A 20519-nucleotide genomic window follows, 5' to 3' on the forward strand; every position below is an offset into this window, starting at 1 on the left:
GCACCCGCCACCGCCGCGCGCGGTGGCGGGTGCATGGCGCCGGGTCGCGGCGCGGCCGCTTCAGCCGGCGATGCGGCGCAGGGCTTGCGCGAAGCGGTCCAGTTCCTCCACACGGGTGAACAGGGCCGGCGTGGCCCGCACGCAGGCACCACTGGCCGCGCCGCTGCGCATCGTGGTCATGATCCCGAACTGCTGCAGCAGGCGCTGTGCGAGGGCGGCGTTCTGCTGTTCGCTGTTCTGCCCGCGCAGGCGAAACGAGGTCATCGCCCCGTACAGCTGCGGATCCTCGGGGGTGAGGATCTGCAGGCCGGGAAGGTCGGCCACGCGATGCACCCAGCGGTCGCGCAGGAATTGCAGCCGTGCCTGCTTGTTGGCCGCGCCAATGCGCTCGTGCACATCCAGCGCTGCCGGCAGGGCGAGCAGGGCCGCGAAATCCACGGTGCCGGTATGCACCCGGGTGTCGATGCTGTCGGCCGGGCCCTCCTGGCCCATCTGCGGGTCGATGTCGGGGATGCGGTCGTGGCGAATGTAGAACCCGCCGACGCCGAGCGGCGCGCCGATCCACTTGTGGAAATTGAAGCCGACGAAGTCCGCGCCGAGGTCCGGCAGGCGCAGATCGCGTTGGCCGACTGCCTGGGTGGCATCGACGATGCAGTCCACGCCGCGCTGCCGTGCCATGGCGACGATCTCGGCGACCGGCAGCGCCAGGCCGGTGCGATGGCTGATGCAGGTGACGAGCATCAACCGCACCTGCGGATGGCGTTGCAGCGCCTGCGCATAGGCGTCGATCAGGTTCTGGCGGGTGGCCGGTTCCGGCAGGTCGATGCCGATCGCCTCGACGCCGCGGCGCTGCCGCAGCCACTTCATCGCCGCAATCATCGCGTCGTAGTCCAGGTCGGCGAACAGCACCGCATCGCCCTGCCGCAGGCGGTTGTAGCCGCCGATCAGCAGTTGCAGCGATTCGGTGGCGTTGCGGGTCAGCGCCAGCTCGCCCGGCGCCACCCCCAGCACCGTGGCGGCGCGCGCGCGCAAGGCTCGGTAGTCGTCGGGGAACTGCAGGCGCGCGTAATGCGCGTTGTCGCGGTTCACCTGTTGCACGCGCTGCAGGTAGGTGCGCAGCACCGGTTGCGACATCGCGCCCCAATAGCCGTTCTCCAGCGCGACGACGTTCCGGTCCACGTCGTAGGCGGCGGCGACCTGCGCCCAGTAGCCCTCGTCCTGCGCCAGGCGCCGCGGCGCGATGCCTGTCGGTGCTGCCGGTATCGCGCCCGGCGCAGCGAGCGCCTGGCTGCCGACCTGGCGCAGCATGTCCTGCAGCGGCAGCATCGGCGCGGCGGCGAGCAGGGCGCGCCGCCGCGGGTCGGGCCGATCAGAAGCGCAGGCGGAGTTGTGCATAGACGTTGCGTCCGTCGGTGTCGTAGGGCGCGTTGCGCGAATACACCAGGCCGCGGCTGGCCTGGAAGGTGGCCTTGTCCGGATACGTGTCGAGCACGTTGTCCGCACCGATCCGCAGCGACAGACGTTCGCTCAGCGCATAGGTGGCCGAGAGGTCGAGCAGGGCGATCGCGCCGAAGCGCTGGAAGATGTCGCCGGTGCTGTTGCCGCTGCTGTCGGTCCAGGCGCCGTAGTAGCGAACCCGCAACAGGCCTTGCAGCGGTCCCTGGTCCCAGGTCAGGCCGACGCTGCCCTTGTGCTGCGGCAACAGCTGCTCGAACAGGATGCGCTGAGTCGGATTGGCCGCCACGGCGGTGTTGCCGCCGTCGACCTTGGTGCGGTTGTAGTTGTAGGCCACGGTGGCGCCGAGGCGACCGGGCCCGAGTGCATGCTGGTAGCCGAACACCAGGTCCGCGCCTTCGGTGGTGGTGTCGAAGTCGTTGGTGAAATAGTTGACCGACGTGTAGTGCATCGGGTTGGGCAGATTGGCCGGCACCGCGAAGCTGGCCGAGGTGCTGAAGCGGTCGTTGACCGCGATCCGGTAGAGATCCAGCGATCCGTACAGCCCGATCGGCGCCTGCCAGGCCAGCCCCAGGCTCAGCGAATCGGATTCCTCGGGCTTCAGCGGCTTGGCGCCCAGCGCCACGGCGATCGGGTCCTGCGGCGACAGCCGGCCCGCATTGAAGACCTGCAGGCTCACCGTGTCCAGGCCCTGGGTGATCTGGGTGCTGTACAACTGCGCCGGCGTGGGCGCGCGGAAACCATTGGACCAGGCGCCGCGCAGCGCCAGCCACGAGGTGAGTTCCATGCGTGCGGACAGTTTGCCGTTGAGGGTGCTGCCGAAGCTGGAGAAGTCTTCATAGCGCACCGCGCCACCGACGCTCAGGCGCGCGGTCAGCGGCGCTTCCACGTCCACGTAGGCGGCGTAGCTGGTCTGGTCCCAGCTGCCCGATTGCTGGGGGCTGAAGCCGGGGGCGCCATTGGCGTTCGGCGCCAGCCCGTAGCGCGCGCCGGCGCCGATGGCGTAGGAGGCGGGATCGCCGGCACCGATGGAATAGGCTTCGTTGCGGCGCTCGGCGCCGAAGGCGATGTTCACCGGGTCCTGCAGCATCGCCAGCGGCAGCGCGTAGACGAAGTCGGCGTTGAGGTTGACCTCGCGCTGCTGCAGAGAGCCCAGGTGGAAGGCGGTCGGGCTGCCCGGTCCCATCGAGGCGTTGATCGAATCGCCCAGCGAATAGGCGATCCGGTTCATGCCGTAGGCGGCACTGACGTCCCAGCTGAAACGCTCGTTGAAGGCGCCCTTGAGGCCGCCCAGCGTCTGCGCGTCGCGGTAGTCGCTGCCGTAACGCGGGGTGAAGCCGGCCGGGTACACGCGGCGCAGGTCGAAACCGGGAAACGCCGGGGTGGTCTTGTAGATGGAGGCGTTGGTATCGGGGTTGCGCCAGTTGAAGTCGGAAACGCCGCTGCCGTCGTTGAACAACGCATAGCCGTAGAGGTTGACGCTGTCGTCGAGCGCCACATCCAGGTTCATCCCCAGATGCGTGCTGTGCTGTTCCGGCTTGCCCCAGCGCTGCACCGGGTCGGGGACGGCAACGCCGGGGTGCGCGGCCTGGAACGCGATCGCGTCGGCGCGCTGCACGCCGCGGTCGGTGGGATCGGAGGCGCTGTGTTCGGCGAACGCAACCAGGCTGCCATCGCGGAGATCCCAGCCGCGTTTGAGCGAATAGGTGCGGGCGAGGCCATCGCCTGCGCTGTACCTGGAGATGTCCGCGCCCATCTCGGTGCCGATGCGATCGTCGAGGATGATGTTGATGACGCCGGCGATGGCGTCCGAGCCGTATTGTGCGGCGGCGCCGTCGCGCAGCACTTCGATGCGCTTGATCGCCGTGACCGGAATCTGCGCCAGGTCCGGCGCCTGCGCGCCGCGTGCGCCGAGCAGGGCCGAACGGTGGAAACGGTGGCCGTTGACCAGCACCAGGGTCTGGTCCGGCGAGAGCCCGCGCAATGTGGCAGGACGCACGAAGATCTGCCCGTCGGCCAGCGGCAGGCGCTGCACCACGAAGGACGGAACCAGCGCCGCCAGCACGGTGTTGAGGTCGGCGCTGCCGACCGCGCGGATCTCCTGCGCGTCGATCACGTCCACCGGCGCCAGCGTGCCGAACTGGGTACGGTTGGCGCCGCGGGTGCCGGTCACCACCACGCTGTCCAGGGTTGTGCTGGGGGTGTCGGCAGGTTCCGCCGGCATGGACGTCGCGGCGGCGGCATCGCCGGCGCAAAGGGCCAGAATGGCGGTCGCCAGGTGGCGGTGAGTGAGGCGATTCAAAGGAACTCCGGACGAAAGAGGGGGCGATGGGAGCCGGGTCGGCGAGCGGCCGGGATGACGAAATCGGCATAGTCTGGCGGCCGATGACGACGTGCCATTGACGCGTGTGTTGCGTGCCGATGACGGTTCGTGCGACAGATCGTGCTGGCACCGCGGGCGCGGTAGCGCCGTGCGCGCCGGGGCACGGTGGGGCGCTGCGGGTAGACTGCGGCCCATGACCGAGACCCACGACGCGCCCGTCTCCCCATGCCCCCAACCCGCCGCTATCGCGGTGGCACGCGGCATCCACGACGCATTCGAGGACTACCATGCGCGTTTCGCCGAGATCACCCGGCGCGCGCGGCGCCGCTTCGAGACGCGCGACTGGAACGCTGCGCGCAACGATGCGGTCGAACGCATCGCCCTGTACGACCAGTGCATCGGCGAGTGCATGCTGCGCCTGCGCGCGCTGCTGCTCGGCCAGGCCCATGACCGCACGCTGTGGGCGCAGGTTCGCGACAGCTTCGCCGCGCAACTGCATGGGTTGATCGACCAGGAGCTGTACAAGACCTTCTACAACACCCTGACCCGGCGCTTCTTCCGTACCCAGGGCGTGGATGCGCAGATCGAGTTCGTGGCGTTGGACATCGAGCCCACCGACGCCATCACCCACCCGGTGGCGCGGCACAACTACGTGGTGTCCGAGGCGCGGCCCGTGGACGCGTTCGTGCGCGTGCTCGGCGACTACCGGTTCGATGTGCCGTACGCGCACCGCACGCGCTGCGCGGCGGCCATCGCGGTGCGGCTACAGGACGATCTGGCGCATTGGGGCGAGAACCCGGTGCGCGGCATCGAACTGCTGGAGACCGTGTTCTACCGCGAACGCCGCGCCTACCTGATCGGCCGCGTGTTCGGCGAACACCGCTTCTCGCCGTGCGTGATCGCCCTGGTCAACGACGCGCAGGGCCTCCGCGCCGAAGCGGTGCTGACCAAGCGCAACGACGTGGCGCAGCTGTTCGGCATCTCGCGCAGCTATTTCCAGGCCGATCTGTCCACCGTCGGCGATGCGGTGGTGTTCCTGCGCAGCCTGCTGCCGCACAAGCCGATCGACGAGCTGTACACCATGCTCGGCCGCGCCAAGCAGGGCAAGACCGAACGCTTCCGCACCTTCTTCCGGCACTTCCAGGCGCATCCCAACGAACAGCTGGTGCATGCCGAGGGCACGCCGGGCATGGTCATGGCGGTGTTCACCCTGCCCAGCTATCCGCTGGTGTTCAAGCTGATCCGCGACCGCTTCGCCTATCCGAAGACGATGAGCCGCGAAGAGGTCGAAGAGAAATACGCGCTGGTGTTCAACCTCGATCGCGTCGGCCGCCTGCTCGACGCGCAGCCGTACCGCTCGCTGCGCTTCCCGCGTGCGCGCTTCGCGCCGGCGCTGCTGCAGGAACTGATGGAGGGTTGCGCACGCAGCCTGCGCGAGGACGGCGACGACCTGATCGTCGCGCTGTGCTACGTGCAGCGGCGCCTGCGCCCGCTGAACCTGTACCTGCGCGAGCAGGGCACCGAGGCCGCGCGCGAGGCCGCGCTGGACTATGCCCAGGCGATCAAGGATATGGCCCGCAACAACATCTTCCCCGGCGACATGCTGCTGAAGAACTTCGGCGTGTCGCGGCAGGGCCGCGCGGTGTTCTACGACTACGACGAGCTGTGCCTGGTCACCGACTGCAACTTCCGCGACTGGCCGCAGCCGCGCAACGAGGAAGAGGCGATGGCCGCCGAACCCTGGTTCCATGTCGCCCCGCGCGACGTGTTCCCGGAGCGCTTTGCGATGTTCATGGGCCTGCCCGCGGCCTCGCTGGAGGCGGTGCGCCACGCCCACGGCGAACTGTTCGATCCGCAGTGGTGGCGTGACCTGCAGACGCGGCTGCGCGAGGACGACTATCCGGACGCGCCGCCCTACCCGGACGCGCTGCGCCTGGCCTGAGTTGCCGCCCAGCCGCCAGTGCGCTGTAATCGGCGCCTCATCTCAAGCAAGGAATGCACGATGCACCGTCGATCCCTCCGTTCGTGGTGGCGCTGGAGCGCCATGGTCTCGCTGCTGCTGCTGGCGTTCGCCGCCGTCGCCGCCGACGGGGTCGGGCCCGGCGCGGTACGCAAGCAGATCGAAAGCAGCATGCTGGTGAGCGGCACGATCGACATCGAGCCCAGCGGCAAGGTGTCGGCGCTGGCGTTGGACCAGCAGGAGCGCTTGCCCAAGGGCGTGGTCGGCTTCGTCCGCAGCACCGTGATGCAGTGGACGTTCGCGCCGGGCCTGCGCGATGGCAAGCCAGTGCCGGCGCGCACGCCGATGACCCTGCGGCTGATCGCCAAGCGCCTGCAGGGCGATGACTACCAGGTCGAGATCCGTGGCGCCGATTTCAGCCACTACGATCCCAGCGATCGCAGCGTGGTGACCTCGATTCAGATGAAGCCGCCGGCCTATCCGCAAGCGGCCTACAGCGTCGGTGCCGCGGGTTCGGCGTACCTGGTGCTCAAGGTGGGCCGCGATGGCCGCGTCGCCGATGCCGCGGTGGAGCAGGTCAACCTGCGTGTGGTGGCGTCCGAACAGCAAATGCAGCAACTGCGCGACGTGCTGGGCAAGAGCGCGCTGGGCGCGGCCCGCAAATGGACCTTCCGGCCGCCGAGCGAAGGCAAGGACGTGGATGCGCCCTATTGGACCGTGCGCGTGCCGGTCAACTACGCGCTGAGCGATACTCGCCGCGACGCGTCGTCGTCCTACGGCCGCTGGACGAGCTACGTGCCCGGCCCGCGCCAGCGTGCGCCGTGGATCACCAGCCAGGATGCGGCCGGCTTCTCGCCGGACCTGCTGCCGGCCGGCGGCGTGTACATGGCCGACGGCACCGGCCCGCGCCTGCTGACGCCGCTGCAGCCGCTGCAGGGCGGCTGAGCGGCGGCCAGGTGCGCCTGGACGCAGGCACGGCCAAGCTGGCCGCGTTGGCAACGACCGGCCGACGCTAGCGCGCCGCGCGGCGATCGCCGCCGCGGCGCCGGGTCGACACGACCAGCACCGCCAGCAACAGTGCGGCCAGCAGCACCGACGCGCCGATCGTGCCCAGATCCAGACCGCCCTTGCCGGCCGGCTTGCTCAGCAAGTCGCCGAGGGTGGCGCCGAACGGACGGGTCAGCACGAACGCCGCCCAGAACAACGCCGTGCGCGAGACGCGGGTGAACGCATAGGCGAGGGCGATCGCCGCCAACAGCGCGGCGATCAGCGATGCGCCGCCGGCGAAGCCCAGCCCCGAGCTGTCGGCCAGGTAGTCACCCAGCGCGGTGCCCAGCGTGTTGGAGACCAGGATCGCCAGCCAGTAGAAGACCTCGGCGCGGCCGCTGCCGATCCGCTCGACCGACAGGCTGCGTTCGCACAGCCACCAGCTCGCCAGTACCGCGACCAGCAGGCTGACCAGCAGCAGCGCGCCCTGCGCGTAGCCCAGGCCCAGGCTGCGGTCCATGTAATCCGACAGCGTGGTGCCGGCGGTGCTGGTGGTCAGGATCACCCACCAGTACCGCCACGGCTGGAACCGGCGTGCGCGCAGCTGCGCCCACAGCGAGACCAGGAACACCGCCAGCAGCAGCACGCTGCTCAGCGCATAGCCGATGTCCAGGGTCATCGACAGCAGGTCGCCGCCGGTCTCGCCCAGGGTGGTGGCGCAACTCTTCATCACCCAGAAGCCGAGGGTGACCGGGGCGACCTTGCTGATGGCGGTATCGGCGGCAGTGGGCATGGTGGCGGACGCGGCGGGGCGACTGGCGCCCATCTCACCCGCGCCCACGTCGAAAGACCGTCGGACCCCGCGCCCGTCAGGCGCGGGGCGGCGCAGTGCCGGCGCCACAAACGCGAACGCCCCGCCGAAGCGGGGCGTTGCGGTCGAACCGGCGCCTGGACTCAGCGCTTCATCGAACCGAAGAACTCGTCGTTGGACTTGGTGTTCTTCATCTTGTCCAGCAGGAACTCCATCGCCGCGATCTCGTCCATCGGATGCAGCAGCTTGCGCAGGATCCAGATCTTCTGCAGCAGTTCCGGCTCGATCAGCAGGTCCTCGCGGCGGGTGCCGGAGCGGTTGATGTCGATGGCCGGGTACACGCGCTTCTCGGCGATACGGCGGTTCAGGTGCACTTCGCTGTTGCCGGTGCCCTTGAACTCTTCGTAGATCACCTCGTCCATCTTGCTGCCGGTTTCCACCAGCGCGGTGGCGATGATGGTCAGCGAGCCGCCTTCCTCGACGTTGCGCGCCGCGCCGAAGAAGCGCTTCGGGCGGTGCAGGGCGTTGGCGTCGACGCCGCCGCTGAGCACCTTGCCGGAGGACGGCACCACGTTGTTGTAGGCGCGGGCCAGGCGGGTGATCGAGTCGAGCAGGATCACCACGTCCTTCTTGTGTTCGACCAGGCGCTTGGCACGCTCGATCACCATTTCGGCGACCTGCACGTGGCGCGCGGCCGGCTCGTCGAAGGTCGAGGAGATGACCTCGCCGCGCACGGTGCGCTGCATTTCGGTCACTTCTTCCGGGCGCTCGTCGATCAGCAGCACGATCAGGTGCACGTCCGGATGGTTGGTGGTGATCGCCGTGGCCACCTGCTGCATCAGCATGGTCTTGCCGGCCTTGGGCGGGGACACGATCAGCGCACGCTGGCCCTTGCCCTGCGGCGCCATCAGGTCGAGGATGCGGCCGGAGATGTCTTCCGAGGAGCCGTTGCCGCGCTCCAGGGTGAAGCGCTTGCGCGGGAACAGCGCGGTCAGGTTCTCGAACAGGACCTTGTTCTTGCTCGCTTCCAGCGGCTCGCCGTTGATGGTGTCGACGATCGACAGCGCGAAATAGCGCTCGCCGTCCTTCGGGAAGCGGATGCGGCCGGACAGGTGGTCGCCGGTGCGCAGGTTGAAGCGGCGGATCTGGCTGGGCGAGATGTAGGTATCGTCGGGACCGGCCAGGTAGCTGGCCTCGGCCGCGCGCAGGAAGCCGAAACCGTCCGGCAGGATTTCCAGCACGCCGTCGGCGGCGACGCCTTCGCCGTGGCGGGTCAGCACCTTCAGCAGGGCGAAGATCACGTCCTGCTTGCGCGCGCGCGCCACGCCGTCCTGGATGTTGAGCTGCTCGGCGATGTCCAGCAGCTTCTGCGCCGGCATCTTCTTCAGGTCGCTCAGCGAGTAGATCGGGAAGCCTTCCGGCACGTTGGCGTGCGGGCGCGGCACGAACGGCTCGTTGGCACCGTTGTCGCTGGGCAGGCCGTTGTCCTGGAAGCGGTCGCCGCCGCGCTGGTTGCGGTCGCGGTCGCGGCGATTGCGGAAGCGATCGCGGCGGTTGCCCTGCTGGTTGTTCTGGTTCTGATTCTGGTTGTTGAAGCGGTTGCCGCCGCCGTCGCGCGGCTCACGGCCTTCGCGCGGTTCGCCGCCTTCGGACGCCTGGCCGCCGCCCTGATGGGCCGGCGCGTCGCCGCCGCCGTGGCTCTGGCCGCCGCTCGCGGCCGGGGCCGACTCCGGCGCTGCGGGACGCGGTGCTTCGGCCTGGACGGGCGCGGGGTTCAGCGGCAAGTTCGGCTGCGCCGGCGCGCCGTGCTCGGCGGCGCCTTCCGCGCCGCTTGCGGCCTTGCTGACGCGCGGCTTGCGCACGCGCTTCTCGGCGGGGGCGTCGGCGCTCCCGGGTTCGGACATGGTGTGATCGGACAAGTGGTGTTCCTCGCTAAGAGTGCGAGCGCCCAGCGTGGGGGCATACGGGGTTGGGAGGAGGTCTGGGAGAGAATCTTCCAGAGGGGGTGCGGTGTGCGAATGCCACCGGATGCATCGACACTATCACCGCCACGCAAGCACGGCAAGCAGGCGTTTGTGGGCGATTCAGCCGCCGGCGATGAACGCCGACGGGACTGCCGCGGCGCCGCTCCGGTTGCGGAGCGGTGCCGGCTGCGGGCGTCAGGCGGCGCTGCTGCCCAGGGTCTTGTCGATCATCTGGGTCAGCTGGCCCTTGCCGACGGCGCCGATCTGGGTGGCCTGGATCTGGCCGTTCTTGAACAGCAGCAGCATCGGGATCGAGCGCACGTGGTACTTGATCGCGGTGGCGCGGTTCTCGTCCACGTTGACCTTGGCGACCTTGAGACGGCCGTCGTAGGCGTCGGCGAGGTCGTCAAGCACCGGCGCGATCATCTTGCACGGGCCACACCACTCGGCCCAGAAGTCCACCAGGACCGGCTCGTCGGACTGCAGCACCGTGGCATCGAAATCGGCGTCGCCGACGTAAAGGACCTTGTCGCTCACTTGGGGTATCTCCTGGGCCAATGCGACTGGCCGGACCGGGTGGCCGCCGCATTGCGGTAAACTGGGGCATTGCGCGGCGAACTCAAGGGATTCCCCCTGTCGCGCGACCCGGCATGGAAGACGCCAGTGTGCGACGCTGCCGGGACCGATGCAAGCCGCGACCTTACGCTTCGGGCGGGGTGGCCTCACGAAGATGGAATGATGAGCGACAAACCGCTGACCGATGTGACTTTTTCCGCGTTCGAACTGCAGCCCGCGCTGCTCGCAGGCCTCGAAAGCGCCGGCTTCACCCGCTGTACCCCGATCCAGGCGCTGACCTTGCCGGTGGCCCTTCCCGGCCGCGACGTGGCCGGCCAGGCCCAGACCGGCACCGGCAAGACCCTGGCGTTCCTGGTGGCGGTGATGAACCGCCTGCTCAGCCGCCCGGCGCTGGCCGACCGCAAACCGGAGGATCCGCGCGCGCTGATCCTGGCCCCGACCCGCGAACTGGCCATCCAGATCCACAAGGATGCGGTGAAGTTCGGCTCCGAGCTGGGCCTGCGCTTCGCCCTGGTGTACGGCGGCGTGGACTACGACAAGCAGCGCGAACTGCTGCAGCAGGGCGTGGACGTGATCATCGCCACCCCCGGCCGCCTGATCGACTACGTCAAGCAGCACAAGGTGGTGTCGCTGCACGCCTGCGAGATCTGCGTGCTCGACGAAGCCGACCGCATGTTCGACCTTGGCTTCATCAAGGACATCCGCTTCCTGCTGCGGCGCATGCCCGAGCGCGGCACCCGGCAGACCCTGCTGTTCTCGGCCACCCTCAGCCACCGCGTGCTGGAGCTGGCCTACGAGCACATGAACGAGCCGGAAAAGCTCGTGGTCGAGACCGAGAGCATCACCGCCGCGCGGGTGCGCCAGCGCATCTACTTCCCCTCCGACGAGGAGAAGCTGACCCTGCTGCTGGGCCTGCTGTCGCGCAGCGAGGGCGCGCGCACCATGGTGTTCGTTAACACCAAGGCGTTCGTCGAGCGGGTGGCGCGTTCGCTGGAGCGCAATGGCTACCGGGTCGGCGTGCTGTCCGGCGACGTGCCGCAGAAGAAGCGCGAGACCCTGCTCAACCGCTTCCAGAAGGGCCAGTTGGAGATCCTGGTGGCCACCGACGTGGCCGCGCGCGGCCTGCACATCGACGGGGTCAAGTACGTCTACAACTACGACCTGCCGTTCGACGCCGAGGACTACGTGCACCGCATCGGCCGCACCGCGCGGCTGGGCGAGGAGGGCGACGCGATCAGCTTCGCCTGCGAGCGCTACGCGATGAGCCTGCCGGACATCGAGGCCTACATCGAGCAGAAGATCCCGGTCGAGCCGGTCACCGCCGAGCTGCTGGTGGCGCTGCCGCGCACCCCGCGTGCGGTGGTGGAGGGCGAGGCCGCCGAGGCCGATGACGACGACCAGAGCATCGGCGAGATCTTCCGTGAGGCCCGTGCCCAGCGCGAGGCCGACGAACAGCGTCGTGGCGGCGGTCGCGGCAAGCCCGGCGGCAGCCGCAGCGGCCCGGGCGGCCGTGGCGAGTCCTCGCGCAGCGCCGACGGCAAGCCGCGGCGTCCGCGCACGCCGCGTCCGGCCGACGCCGGCACCGCCGCCGCGGACGGCAGCGCGCCGGCCGCCGCCGCGCCGGCGCCCGCTCCCAAGCCGCCGCGTGCTGCGCCGGCCGAGGGTGCTGTGCCGGCGGTCGAGGGCGAGCGTGCGCCGCGCAAGCGCCGCCGCCGTCGCGGCGGACGTCCGCTGGAAGGCGCCGAGGGCGCACCGGCCGGCAACGGCAGCACCGCGCCGGCGACCGCCGCCCCGGCCAAGCCGGTGCAGGTCGTGGCCACCCCGGTCAAGGCCGCGCGCCAGGCCGATCGCAGTGCGGCGGCGAAGAACGATTCGTTCCTGACCCGCCTGGGCCGCAAGCTGCGCTCGCTGGTCTCCAGCTCCTGATCCGGACCGGCCGTCCGCCGCGTGCGACGCGCGCGGTGGACGAACACCCGGGCCGCTCCGGCATAATCGCCGGATGAGCGTTCTGCGGTTCGACAATGTCAGCAAACAGTACGCCGGCGGCCACGCGGCGCTGGTGGACGTCAGCTTCGAGGTCGAGGAGGGCGAGATGCTGTTCGTCACCGGCCATTCCGGTGCGGGCAAGAGCACCCTGCTCAAGCTGATCCACCTGAGCGAGCGGCCCTCGCGCGGCGCCGTCCTGTTCGGCGAGCGCAACCTGCTGAAGGTGCGCGGCCGCCGCGTGCCGCTGCACCGGCGCGAGGTCGGCGTGGTCTACCAGGACCACCGCCTGCTCACCGACCGCAGCATCGCCGAGAACGTGGCGCTGCCGCTGATCCTGCGCGGCACCCGCCGTGCCGAGATCGGCAAGCGCGTGCGCTCGGTGCTCGAGCGCATGGGCCTGGGCCACCGCGAGAAGGCGCTGCCGTCGCAGCTGTCGGCCGGCGAGCAGCAGCGCGTCGGCATCGCCCGGGCGATGGTCGGCGAACCGCGGCTGCTGGTCGCCGACGAGCCCACCGGCAACCTCGATCCGACCCTGGCCGCGGAAATCATGCAACTGTTCGCCGAACTGCCGGCGCGCGGCACCAGCGTGCTGGTGGTCAGCCACGACCTGGCGCTGCTCAAGCAGATGCGCAAGCGCGTGCTGATCCTGGACCACGGCCGCCTTATCGACGACATCTCCCCGCAGGACCTGGCCGAATGAGCGCACGCAACGCCGGCGCCGCAGCGCCCTCGCGGCTGGGCGTGTGGTGGGACCACCACCTGCACAGCATCGTCTACAGCCTTGGCCGCGCCATGCGCAAGCCGTGGGCGACGCTGCTGACCATGGCGGTGATGGCGCTGGCGCTGACCCTGCCGCTGGGCCTGTCGATCGCCCTGGACAACCTCAAGCAGTTCGCCGGCAGCGTGCAGCAGTCGCGCGACATCAACGTGTTCCTGAAGACCGACGTCGACGCCGCCGCGGCGCAGACGCTGGCGCAGACCTTGCGCGGCCGCGCCGACGTGGCGGCGGTAACGCTGCGCACGCCCGCCGAGGGCATGGCCGAGCTGCGCGACAGCGCCGGCCTCGGCGAGGCGCTGGACGCGCTGCAGGACAACCCGCTGCCGACGCTGCTGATCGTCACCCCGGCCGCGGCCGACGACACGCCGCTGGCGACCGCGCTGACCGCGCTGCCGCAGGCCGATCTGGTCCAGCACGACGCGCTGTGGCGCAAGCGCCTGGACGGCTGGCTGCATTTCGGCGAACGCCTGGTGCAGGTGCTGTCGCTGCTGCTCGGCGCCGGTGCGGTGCTGGTGGTCGGCAACACCGTGCGCCTGGACATCCAGTCGCGGCGCGAGGAGATCGGCGTGCTGCAGCTGCTCGGCGCCAGCGACGGCTTCATCCGCCGCCCGTTCCTGTACCTGGGCGCCTGGTACGGTTTCGGCGCCGGGGTGCTGGCGCTGGGCCTGCTCGCCGCCTCGGGGATGGCGCTGGGCCAGCCGCTGGCGGCGCTGGCCGACAGCTACGGCAGCCATTTCGTGCTGCATGGGCTGGACGCACTGCATGCCGGCTTCGTCCTGCTCGGCACCCTGCTGCTGGGCTGGCTCGGCGCCTGGCTGGTGACCGGCCACTTCCTGCGCCAGACGCGGCCCACCGACACCTGAGGCGCACATGGCCGGGCACGAGCTCAAGCATCTGATCAGCGCCGCCCCCCGGGTGATGGTGGTCGATGGCTCCAAGCTGGTGCGCAAGCTGATCGCCGACGTGCTGCACCGCGAACTGCCCGACGTGACCGTGGTCGGCTGCGCCAGCATCGCCGAGGCGCGCGCCGCGCTGGAGGCCGGTCCGGTCGATCTGGTCACCACCTCGCTGGGGCTGCCCGACGGCGACGGCCTGACCCTGGCGCGCAGCGTGCGCGAAGCCGCCGGGCAGGCCTACGTGCCGGTGATCGTGGTCTCCGGCGACGCCCAGCAGCATCTGGTCGAACGCCGCTTCACCGAGTACGTCACCGACTACTTCGACAAGGCGCTTGGCCACGAGGCGCTGGCCACCTTCATCCGCGGCTACGTGCAGCCGCAGCCGGTGGCCGGCGCCACCGTCCTCTACGTCGAGGACAGCCGGGTGGTGGCCGAGGCGACCAAGCGCATGCTCGAACGCCAGCACCTGCACGTGGTGCACGTGCTCAGCGCCGAGGACGCGTTCGCCCTGCTCACCGCCGAGTCGCTGGGCCGCACCACCCGCCGTATCGACCTGGTGCTGACCGACGTCACATTGAAGGGCGAGCTCAACGGCCGCGACGTGGTCCAGCGCATCCGCGTCGACTTCGCCTACGGCAAGCGGCGCATGCCGGTGCTGGTGATGACCGGCGACAGCAATCCGCACACCCAGTCCGAGCTGCTGCGCGCCGGCGCCAACGACCTGGTGCAGAAACCGATCGAAGAGCGCCTGCTGGTCACCAAGGTGCTGTTCCAGTTGCGCCTGGCCCGGCTCGACGAGATCGCGGTGACCTTCTGACCGATGTGATGTCCCGAGCCTGGAAACGATGAGCAACAACGAAGACGAAAGCCGGATCCAGCTGGAGCCGTCCTGGAAGGCGCAGGTCGGCGACTGGCTGCTGCGCCCGGAGATGCGCGAACTGGCCGCGTTCCTGCGCCAGCGCAAGGCCGCCGGCGCGCGGGTGTTCCCGCCGGGGCGGCAGATCTTCGCCGCCTTCGATGCGACCCCGTTCGAGCGGGTGGAAGTGGTGATCCTCGGCCAGGACCCGTACCACGGCTACGGCCAGGCGCACGGGCTGTGCTTCTCGGTGCTGCCGGGGGTGCCGGTGCCGCCGTCGCTGCTGAACATCTACAAGGAGATCGAGGACGACCTCGGCATCCGCCGGCCCGACCACGGCTGTCTGCTGCCGTGGGCGCAGCGCGGCGTACTGCTGCTCAACGCGGTGCTGACGGTGGAGGAAGGCCGTGCCGGCGCGCACCAGGGCAAGGGCTGGGAGGGCTTCACCGACCACGTCGTGGAAACCCTCAACCGCGAGCGCGAGGGCCTGGTGTTCCTGCTCTGGGGCAGCTACGCCCAGGCCAAGGGCAAGGTCATCGACACCCGCCGCCACCGTGTGCTCAAGGCCCCGCACCCCTCGCCGCTCTCGGCGCACCGCGGCTTCCTCGGCTGCAAGCATTTCTCCGCTGCCAACGAGTACCTGCGGCGGCGCGGCGCGACCCCGATCGACTGGAGCCTGCCGCCGCGCGCGGAGCTGGAGGCGGCGCTGCGCGGCGCCTGAACCCCGGTTGGACGGCACGCCGCTGTCGCCTGGCGTGGACGCCATTTTCGCGAACCGGCTGCTACTTTGGCGGTCAGAGAACGGGATGACGATGCGTCCCGATTGTTTCACCGGCTTGTGATGCAGTGTCATTCCTGATTCATATGTTGCATAAACAGAACACAGGAACTTTTTACTGTACCCAGCAGTCCAATTAGTAGACTGCTAAGATGAGCCCTATGAGCCAGACTCTTACTTCCAACGCATTGGTTGCCAACAACCTCCCGATCCCCAGTCCGCTCGGTTCGCTGGATGCCTATATCGGCGCCGTGCACCAGATCCCGGTGCTGACGTCCGACGAGGAACACGCACTGGCGGTGCGGTATCGCGACCAGGAAGACCTGGACGCGGCCCGCGAACTGGTCCATTCCCACCTGCGCTTCGTGGTGCACGTGGCCCGCGGCTACAACGGCTACGGCCTGCCGCTGGGCGACCTGATCCAGGAAGGCAACATCGGCCTGATGAAGGCGGTCAAGCGTTTCGACCCGGAGATGGGCGTGCGCCTGGTCAGCTTCGCGGTGCACTGGATCCGCGCCGAGATGCACGAGTACATCCTGAAGAACTGGCGCATCGTCAAGGTCGCCACGACCAAGGCGCAGCGCAAGCTGTTCTTCAACCTGCGCAAGTCCAAGACCCGCCTGGGCTGGATGAACGCGGCCGAGGTCACCGCCGTGGCCAAGGACCTCAACGTGTCCGAGCGCGAGGTGATGGAGATGGAGTCGCGCCTGTCCGGTCGCGATATCGGCTTCGATGCGCCGTCCGACGAGGACGACGACCACGCGCCGCCGTCGCCGGCTGCGTATCTGATGGCCAACGAGGAAGATCCCTCGCAGGCCTACGAACGCGCCGACAGCGAGGACAACCAGCTGCAGCTGCTACGCGAAGGCCTGGCGGAACTGGATGCGCGTTCGCGCGACATCATCAAGCGCCGCTGGCTGGATGCCGACAGCAAGATCACCCTGCAGGAGCTGGCCGACGAGTACGGCGTGTCGGCCGAGCGCATCCGCCAGATCGAGGCGAATGCGCTGAAGAAGATGAAGGCGCTGTTCGTCGCCTGAGTCGCCTGCGGCGGTCAGTAGCAACGCACGAAAGGCCCGGCACTGCCGGGCCTTTTCTTTTGTCTCTGGGCGGCACCGTGGAGCGGCGACTGCCGAGTGCGCAAGCGCAACTGCGCGCGCGTGACGCTGGGCTAGGACTCCGGCGGACGCGCCACCGGCAGGTGCCAGCCGTAGCGGATCGCCATGAAGCGCAGGCCGAAGCACAGCACCGCGCCCACCGCCAGGCCCCAGGGCTGCGGGAGGTGCAGCACTTGCGCGGCGGCGACCACGCCGCCGCCGAGCAGGGCCGCCACCGCGTACAGCTCGGCCTGCAGCACCACCGGCGTACGCGCCACCAGCAGGTCGCGGACGATGCCGCCGCCGATGCCGCTGAGCATGCCCAGCAGTGGCGCGCTGAGCGGGCCCAGGCCGAACGCCAATGCCTTGCTGGTGCCGTACACCGCGAACAGCGCCAGGCCCATCGCGTCGAAGATCTGCACCGGATTGCGCAGGCGCTCGACCGTGTGGTGACGGTAGAAGGCCAGCAACCCGGCCAGGCAGGCGACGCCGAGGTAGCGCACGTCGGCCAGCGCTGCCGGCGGGGTGGCGCCGATCAGCACGTCGCGGGCGATGCCGCCGGAGACCGCGGCCGCGCACGACAGCACCAGTACGCCGAACAGGTCCAGGCGATGGCGCACGCCGACGGTGGCGCCGCTGATCGCGAACACGAAGGTGCCCAGCAGGTCGAGCAGGAACAGGAAGGTCGCCAAGACGGGCACTGCGCTGCAGCAAAAAGGCCGGCTAGGATCGCAGCCCGACCGTGCAGTGTCACCTGTCCGCGGGCGGCGCGGCCTGCGCCTGCGTTTCCTCCGCTGCCGGCGGATCGCCGAGGATGATCCGCGCGGCGCGCTGGTAGCTCCAGTACGCCCAGGCCCAGTTGAGCAGCACCACCACGCGGTTGCGGAAGCCGATCAGGAAGAACACGTGCGCGGCCAGCCAGAACCACCAGGCCAGCACGCCGGAGAGCTGCAGCCGGCCCAGGTGCACGATCGCGGCCATGCGCCCGATGGTGGCCAGGTTGCCGTAGTCGGCATAGCGGAACGGCACGCTGGCGGTGTCGCCGCGCAGCCGTCGGCGCAGGGTGTCGGCGACGTGCCGGCCCATCTGCTTGGCCGCCGGTGCCACGCCGGGAACCGGACGGCCGTCGGCCTGCTGCACCGCGGCCAGGTCGCCGGCGACGAACAGTTCCGGATGGCCGGGCACGCTCAGGTCCGGCTGCACCTGCACGCGGCCGCTGCGATCCAGCGGCGTCTGCAGTGTCTTCGCCAGCGGCGAGGCGGCCACGCCGGCGGCCCAGACCACGGTGCGCGCCGGCACGAAGGTGCTGCCGAGACGATAGCCATGGGCGTCGATCTCGGCGACCGGCACCCCGGTCAGCACTTCCACGCCGAGCTTTTCCAACTGCTTCTGCGCCTTGGCCGACAGGTGTTCGGGGAACGAGGACAGCACCCGCGGCCCGGCCTCGATCAGCCGCACCCGTGCCTCGGCCGGGTCGATGCGGCGGAACTCGTGTTTGAGCGTGTGCCGGGCGATCTCGGCCAGGGTGCCGGCCAGCTCGACGCCGGTGGGGCCGCCGCCGACGATGGCGAAGCTCAGCCAGGCCGCGCGCGCGGCGGGGTCGGTTTCCGCTTCGGCACGCTCGAACGCCAGCAGCAGGTGCCGGCGCAACTGCAGCGCGTCGTCCAGGGTCTTCAGGCCCGGCGCATGCGCCGCCCAGTCGTCGTGGCCGAAATAGGCGTGGGTGGCGCCGGTGGCGACCAGCACGTAGTCGTAGTCCAGCGCCTGGCCGTCGGCCAGGCGCACCTGCCGCGCCAGCTTGTCGATGTGGACGACTTCGCCCAGTCGTACTTCGACATTGTCCTGGTGGCGCAGGATCTGCCGCAGCGGCGCGGCGATGTCCGGCGCCGACAGGCCGGCGGTGGCGACCTGGTACAACAGCGGCTGGAACAGGTGATGGTTGCGGCGGTCGATCAGGGTGATGCGCAGCGGCGTCTTGGCCAGGGCGCGGGTGGCCCACAAGCCGGCGAAGCCACCGCCGACCACGATCAGGTGCGGCACGCGTGTGTCGTCCATGCAGGACTCCAGGAGGGGGAGGGGAGCGGAGGTGTCCGATGTCGGCGTGGCGGTCGTAAGCGCGCGTGGCGCACCGATCCGCGGAAACGCGCGCGGCCAGTGGGGCGCTGCGCGATCGTCGAGGGCCGGACCTGCATGCTCGTATAGTAGCGCGATGCAAAGCGCGGTCAGCGACACGGAGGACGCACGGTCATGTCAGCGACAGTGAAATCGCGTGTGTCGGTGTCGCCGCAGGCGCCGTTGCCGTCGCGCTGGCGCAGCCTGTTGTTCTGGGCCAAGACCCGCGCGCTGCAAGGACGCCGCGCGCTGCGCGATCTGCGCGACGGACCACGCAAGCATCGCCGCGATGGCGGCTTGGCGATCGCCGATGGCACCTCCGCCGAATCGGTCACCGCGCTGTGGCCCGCCAGCGAGGAGACCGCGCCGCAACTGGTGGCCGGCAAGATCCACAACCTGCGGCTGGCCGCGCGTGCGTTGCATGGCGTGGAGGTACCGGCCGGTGCGACCTTCAGCTTCTGGCGCCAGCTCGGCCGCGCCACCCGCCGCCGCGGCTTCGTCGCCGGCCGCGAACTGCGCGAGGGCTGCCTGGTGCCGTCGATCGGCGGCGGCCTGTGCCAGTTGTCCAATGCGATCTACGACGCCGCGCTGCGGCAGGGCCTGGAGATCGTCGAGCGGCACCGCCACACCCAGGTGATTGCCGGATCCTTGGCCGAGCGGGATCGTGATGCGGTGGTGTTCTGGAACTACGTGGACCTGCGCCTGCGCGCCGCCGCGCCGTGGCGGCTGGAGGTATGGCTGGACGGCGAGGCGTTGCACGTGCGCATCCGCGGCGGTGCCGCGATGCCGGCAGCGTTGCCGTTGCCGCCGCTGCAGCGACGCACCGCGCCGGCCGGCATCGACGCCGCCAACGACTGCACCCGCTGCGGCCGCAGCGCCTGCCATCGCCACTCGCCGGCGGTCCCCGACGGCCTGCACCGCAGCACGTGGCTGGTCGACGAAGACTGGCCGGAGTTCGCCGAGGACCGCCGACGCCGGCAGCAGCCCGGCGACCGGGTGCTGGCGCTGCCGCGTACCAGCGTCGCGACCTTGCACGCGGCGCTGGCGCGGCGCTGGTGGTTGTGGCGCGGCATGCCGTTGCCGCAGGCGCGCCTGCGTGCGCAGCGCATCCGTCTGCAGGCGCTGCGGCGCCGGTTGGCAGCGCGCGACGTCGATCTGGTGGTCCCGCAGAGTCTGCTGCCGGAGCTGTGGATGGCCGGCGAGTTGCAGGGGCGGCGCTGGGACGTGTGCATGACCGCCTTGCCGATGCACCTGCTGCAGGCGCGCCTGGACGTGGCCGCGCAGCGGCATCCGCACAGTCCCACCCTGCGCGATTTCCGCGCCGATCCGGCGCTGGTCGAGGCCGAGCGTGCGGCACTGGCACAGGCGCGGCACTGGATCACGCCGCACCGCGCACTGCTGGCGCTGGCCGGCAGCCGCGGTCTCGCGCTGGAATGGCGACGGCCGGCGCTAACGGCGGCCGCGGCGGAGCACGCGGCCGTCAACGCGGACACCGTACCGCGGGTGCTGCTGGCGGCCTCGGCGCTGGCGCGCAAGGGCGCCTACGAACTGCGCGAGGCGGTGCGTGGCTTGCCGGTGCTGTTGCTGCTGCCGCCCGGCGCGCAGGAGACGCCGGATTTCTGGAACGGCATTGCGGTGCAGCGGGTCGCCTCGATGGCCGAGGGCGTACGCGCGGCCACGCTGGTGTTGCTGCCGGCCTGGATCGAACAGCAGCCGCGCGGCCTGTTGCTGGCCATGGCGCTGGGCAAGCCGGTGATCGCCACCGCCGCCTGCGGCCTGTCCGCGGACGACGGCGCGTGGCGTTGCGTGGAAGCAGGCGACAGCGCCGCGCTGCGTGCGCAGGTGGTCGACGCCTTGGGCCTGGCGGGTTGAGCGAAACCCGAGGGCGTTGCGGGCGCCTGCAGGCCAGGGTCTGCCATGCACGACGGTCACATCAATCG

Annotated in this window: 16 protein-coding genes; 9 read left to right on the forward strand and 7 right to left on the reverse strand. The window is 70.1% G+C overall.

Translation table 11 applies throughout. The features are described from left to right. Window positions 1-60: 60 nt before the first annotated feature. The gene (locus tag FHR66_RS12865; protein WP_160965911.1) at window positions 61-1395 is read right to left on the reverse strand and encodes an aminotransferase class V-fold PLP-dependent enzyme; all 1335 of its coding nucleotides are present in this window, start codon (window positions 1393-1395) and stop codon (window positions 61-63) included. Continuing rightward, window positions 1370-3757 (reverse strand): TonB-dependent receptor plug domain-containing protein, encoded by a 2388-nt coding sequence (locus FHR66_RS12870; protein ID WP_167087850.1) that lies wholly within the window; start codon window positions 3755-3757, stop codon window positions 1370-1372. Before FHR66_RS12870 ends, FHR66_RS12865 begins: the two co-directional genes overlap by 26 nt. A 214-nt stretch (window positions 3758-3971) precedes the next feature. On the opposite strand from FHR66_RS12870, the gene aceK reads away from it, so the two are divergent. Together aceK and FHR66_RS12880 are read left to right on the forward strand one after the other, a co-directional pair. Continuing rightward, window positions 3972-5720 (forward strand): bifunctional isocitrate dehydrogenase kinase/phosphatase, encoded by a 1749-nt coding sequence (aceK, locus tag FHR66_RS12875; protein WP_160965915.1) that lies wholly within the window; start codon window positions 3972-3974, stop codon window positions 5718-5720. A 60-nt stretch (window positions 5721-5780) separates the two neighbouring features. Then, window positions 5781-6683 carry an energy transducer TonB gene (locus tag FHR66_RS12880; RefSeq protein ID WP_237475264.1) on the forward strand — a complete coding sequence of 301 codons (903 nt, stop codon included), beginning with the start codon at window positions 5781-5783 and terminating at the stop codon, window positions 6681-6683. A gap of 67 nt (window positions 6684-6750) precedes the next feature. Here the strand turns inward: FHR66_RS12880 and FHR66_RS12885 are convergent, their stop codons facing one another. The 3 genes from FHR66_RS12885 to trxA all read right to left on the reverse strand — a co-directional run bounded on the left by FHR66_RS12885 (window position 6751) and on the right by trxA (window position 10037). Continuing rightward, a complete protein-coding gene (locus FHR66_RS12885; protein WP_160965917.1) occupies window positions 6751-7551 on the reverse strand; it encodes a COG4705 family protein in 801 nt (266 codons plus the stop codon). A 128-nt stretch (window positions 7552-7679) separates the two neighbouring features. After that, entirely contained in the window at window positions 7680-9455 is a 1776-nt protein-coding gene (rho, locus tag FHR66_RS12890) for a transcription termination factor Rho (protein ID WP_160965919.1), read from the reverse strand. A gap of 240 nt (window positions 9456-9695) precedes the next feature. Further along, on the reverse strand, window positions 9696-10037 hold the full coding sequence (trxA, locus tag FHR66_RS12895) for a thioredoxin TrxA (RefSeq protein WP_010341563.1): 342 nt from the start codon (window positions 10035-10037) through the stop codon (window positions 9696-9698). A gap of 201 nt (window positions 10038-10238) precedes the next feature. Between trxA and rhlB the strand changes: the two genes are divergently transcribed. The 6 genes from rhlB (at window position 10239) to rpoH (ending at window position 16410) form a co-directional block, all read left to right on the forward strand. After that, on the forward strand, window positions 10239-12002 hold the full coding sequence (gene rhlB / locus FHR66_RS12900; protein WP_167087852.1) for an ATP-dependent RNA helicase RhlB: 1764 nt from the start codon (window positions 10239-10241) through the stop codon (window positions 12000-12002). A 73-nt stretch (window positions 12003-12075) separates the two neighbouring features. Continuing rightward, on the forward strand, window positions 12076-12762 hold the full coding sequence (ftsE, locus tag FHR66_RS12905; protein WP_160945586.1) for a cell division ATP-binding protein FtsE: 687 nt from the start codon (window positions 12076-12078) through the stop codon (window positions 12760-12762). After that, window positions 12759-13703, forward strand: a complete 945-nt coding sequence (ftsX, locus tag FHR66_RS12910; RefSeq protein WP_160965923.1) for a permease-like cell division protein FtsX — start codon at window positions 12759-12761, stop codon at window positions 13701-13703. Before ftsE ends, ftsX begins: the two co-directional genes overlap by 4 nt. Before the next feature lie 7 nt (window positions 13704-13710). Next, window positions 13711-14553, forward strand: a complete 843-nt coding sequence (locus FHR66_RS12915; protein ID WP_160965925.1) for a response regulator — start codon at window positions 13711-13713, stop codon at window positions 14551-14553. Window positions 14554-14581: 28 nt separating this feature from the next. After that, on the forward strand, window positions 14582-15313 hold the full coding sequence (gene ung / locus FHR66_RS12920; RefSeq protein ID WP_160965927.1) for a uracil-DNA glycosylase: 732 nt from the start codon (window positions 14582-14584) through the stop codon (window positions 15311-15313). A 218-nt stretch (window positions 15314-15531) separates the two neighbouring features. Further along, window positions 15532-16410, forward strand: a complete 879-nt coding sequence (gene rpoH / locus FHR66_RS12925) for an RNA polymerase sigma factor RpoH (protein ID WP_160965929.1) — start codon at window positions 15532-15534, stop codon at window positions 16408-16410. A gap of 131 nt (window positions 16411-16541) precedes the next feature. Here the strand turns inward: rpoH and FHR66_RS12930 are convergent, their stop codons facing one another. Both FHR66_RS12930 and FHR66_RS12935 read right to left on the reverse strand, forming a co-directional pair. Then, window positions 16542-17159, reverse strand: coding sequence for a trimeric intracellular cation channel family protein (locus FHR66_RS12930; RefSeq protein ID WP_160957604.1), 618 nt, complete (start codon window positions 17157-17159; stop codon window positions 16542-16544). Window positions 17160-17217: 58 nt separating this feature from the next. Then, window positions 17218-18522, reverse strand: a complete 1305-nt coding sequence (locus tag FHR66_RS12935; RefSeq protein WP_160965931.1) for an NAD(P)/FAD-dependent oxidoreductase — start codon at window positions 18520-18522, stop codon at window positions 17218-17220. A gap of 192 nt (window positions 18523-18714) precedes the next feature. Between FHR66_RS12935 and FHR66_RS12940 the strand changes: the two genes are divergently transcribed. Further along, window positions 18715-20451 (forward strand): VanW family protein, encoded by a 1737-nt coding sequence (locus FHR66_RS12940; protein WP_202394599.1) that lies wholly within the window; start codon window positions 18715-18717, stop codon window positions 20449-20451. Window positions 20452-20519: the final 68 nt, after the last annotated feature.

This window comes from Xanthomonas sp. F4 (genome assembly GCF_011761895.1).

What these genes read in the sequence shown, in the direction of transcription:
- FHR66_RS12885 (WP_160965917.1), bottom strand. Translation starts at nt 7,551, where the DNA reads ATGGGCGCCAGTCGCCCCGCCGCGTCCGCCACCATGCCCACTGCCGCC.
- FHR66_RS12915 (WP_160965925.1), top strand. Translation starts at nt 13,711, where the DNA reads ATGGCCGGGCACGAGCTCAAGCATCTGATCAGCGCCGCCCCCCGGGTG.
- rpoH (WP_160965929.1), top strand. Translation starts at nt 15,532, where the DNA reads ATGAGCCAGACTCTTACTTCCAACGCATTGGTTGCCAACAACCTCCCG.
- FHR66_RS12880 (WP_237475264.1), top strand. Translation starts at nt 5,781, where the DNA reads ATGCACCGTCGATCCCTCCGTTCGTGGTGGCGCTGGAGCGCCATGGTC.
- ftsE (WP_160945586.1), top strand. Translation starts at nt 12,076, where the DNA reads ATGAGCGTTCTGCGGTTCGACAATGTCAGCAAACAGTACGCCGGCGGC.
- FHR66_RS12940 (WP_202394599.1), top strand. Translation starts at nt 18,715, where the DNA reads ATGTCAGCGACAGTGAAATCGCGTGTGTCGGTGTCGCCGCAGGCGCCG.
- ung (WP_160965927.1), top strand. Translation starts at nt 14,582, where the DNA reads ATGAGCAACAACGAAGACGAAAGCCGGATCCAGCTGGAGCCGTCCTGG.
- ftsX (WP_160965923.1), top strand. Translation starts at nt 12,759, where the DNA reads ATGAGCGCACGCAACGCCGGCGCCGCAGCGCCCTCGCGGCTGGGCGTG.
- FHR66_RS12865 (WP_160965911.1), bottom strand. Translation starts at nt 1,395, where the DNA reads ATGCACAACTCCGCCTGCGCTTCTGATCGGCCCGACCCGCGGCGGCGC.
- aceK (WP_160965915.1), top strand. Translation starts at nt 3,972, where the DNA reads ATGACCGAGACCCACGACGCGCCCGTCTCCCCATGCCCCCAACCCGCC.
- rhlB (WP_167087852.1), top strand. Translation starts at nt 10,239, where the DNA reads ATGAGCGACAAACCGCTGACCGATGTGACTTTTTCCGCGTTCGAACTG.
- FHR66_RS12935 (WP_160965931.1), bottom strand. Translation starts at nt 18,522, where the DNA reads ATGGACGACACACGCGTGCCGCACCTGATCGTGGTCGGCGGTGGCTTC.